The organism is Ruminococcus sp. D54t1_190329_F1, from assembly GCF_015551645.1.
In the GTDB taxonomy this organism is placed as follows: domain Bacteria; phylum Bacillota; class Clostridia; order Lachnospirales; family Lachnospiraceae; genus Blautia_A; species Blautia_A faecis.
This window is the reverse complement of the sequence record NZ_JADNDC010000099.1, coordinates 1-1568: the sequence shown is the minus strand read 5'-3', so window position 1 is coordinate 1568 and position 1568 is coordinate 1. Positions and strand designations below refer to the sequence as shown.

Sequence of the window (1568 nt, the reverse complement as noted above, 5' to 3'; positions counted from 1 at the left end):
AAAGCGACCAATGCACAAACACCAGTCGCTATCAGTATGGCTATGAAGTTGTAAGGGGAAAGCGTCAAGCCATTCTCTAACAAGCTGAAATGCTCCCAATCGGTACGCATGAGCTGTTTCATATTCAGTAGCAGAAGAACCGCCACGAATACAAACAGAAGCGTCCCTATGGAAAAGTGGTAGACAAGGTGCTTGTCGCTGGCTCTGATACGGTGTCCTTTGTTCCAAATCTTACGCATAAATCAATCACTCCTTTCTGGGTATGAAAAAAGCAGTCAATCTTTAAGACTAACTGCTCTATTTGTAGTAATATTAAGTTGCAAAATTTATATTTATATGCAAAGCAGTTGGTCTTAGGATTGACTGCTTTTTTCTTACCTAAAATTTCAGATTGGAGTGATTACATGAACGATATTTTTAAGAATATGCAGGCAAAAGTCGGCTGTGAATACATTTCCGACCTGCCCTCTTACAAGCGTAAGGTGTGGCAGGAAATGAAACGATTGAACCCTGCCGATTATGAAGAAAAACAGTTAGAAGATTTTTCAAAGTATGTGTTTGGTATGTCGTACCAGAGCTTAAAAGATGTGATGAAACAACAGAAAGGACGTGAGGAACAATGCAGGAAACAAGGGTGCTGGTGGAAACGAGAGGAACAACTGGCAAAGAAACAACATCATACTGGTTCGACCTGCCGATAGATGTTGCAGAGTTTGAAGAAAAGTTAGGTGTCGGTGCAGAAAGTCAAGATTACCGCATTACCGAAAAGGTACTGCCCTTTGCTGATGAAGTCCACGAACATACAAGCGTGTACCAGCTCAACGAACTAGATTTTATGTACCGCCAGCTTTCAAGCGATATGCAGGAAGAATATACAGCACTTCTTACCGTGTATGAAAACTTAGAAGCACTTTATATTTGCAGAAACGTGATTACGGTTTATCCCGACTGCAAAAGCATGATAGATGTTGCAAGGCAAAAGCTGATGAATGACCCGACATTCAAGCATTTATCCGAGGACTGTCAAGAATATTACTTTGACTTTGAAGCCTATGCTTCTCACTTGCAGGAACACAGGAAATTTTTAGTAACAGAACACGGTATCTTTGAACTGCCAGAGTAGGAAATGAGGTGGTGCTTATGATTGATGATATGGCGGTTTATATTGCTAATCTTGGCAAATACAATGAGGGCTATTTAGTCGGTGCTTGGTTCACTTTTCCTATTGACGAGGAAGATGTGAAAGAAAAAATCGGCTTGAATGAACAGTATGAGGAATACGCAATCCATGATACCGACAACTTCCCCATTGCGATTGGCGAGTATGTTTCCATTGAAGAACTCAATGAGATGTATGAAATCATAGAGGAACTTCCTGACTATATCGTAGAGTGTCTGGACGAATTTATCAGCCACTACGGGACGCTGGAAGAAGTTGTGGAACACAAGGACGATATTTATTATTATCCCGACTGTGAAACCATGACAGACGTTGCCTACTACTACATAGACGAATTGCAGGCACTTGGGGACATTCCACCCAGCTTACAGAATTACATTGACTATGA

General features: G+C 41.1%; 3 protein-coding genes and 1 pseudogene. 3 read left to right on the top strand and 1 reads right to left on the bottom strand.

Annotated elements, in window-relative coordinates:
• Window positions 1–239: pseudogene (locus I2D69_RS19715) on the bottom strand (ATP-binding protein); the annotation flags it as partial.
• A gap of 165 nt (window positions 240–404) precedes the next feature.
• Here I2D69_RS19715 and I2D69_RS19710 point away from each other — a divergent pair.
• From I2D69_RS19710 to I2D69_RS19700, 3 genes are all read left to right on the top strand, one after another.
• Window positions 405–701, top strand: a complete 297-nt coding sequence (locus tag I2D69_RS19710) for a conjugal transfer protein (protein ID WP_082419285.1) — start codon at window positions 405–407, stop codon at window positions 699–701.
• Window positions 620–1123, top strand: coding sequence for an antirestriction protein ArdA (locus I2D69_RS19705; protein WP_195380420.1), 504 nt, complete (start codon window positions 620–622; stop codon window positions 1121–1123). The genes I2D69_RS19710 and I2D69_RS19705 overlap by 82 nt, the downstream gene beginning before the upstream one ends.
• 17 nt (window positions 1124–1140) lie before the next feature.
• On the top strand, window positions 1141–1568 hold a 428-nt coding region (locus tag I2D69_RS19700), incomplete at its 3' end, for an antirestriction protein ArdA (RefSeq protein WP_161234425.1).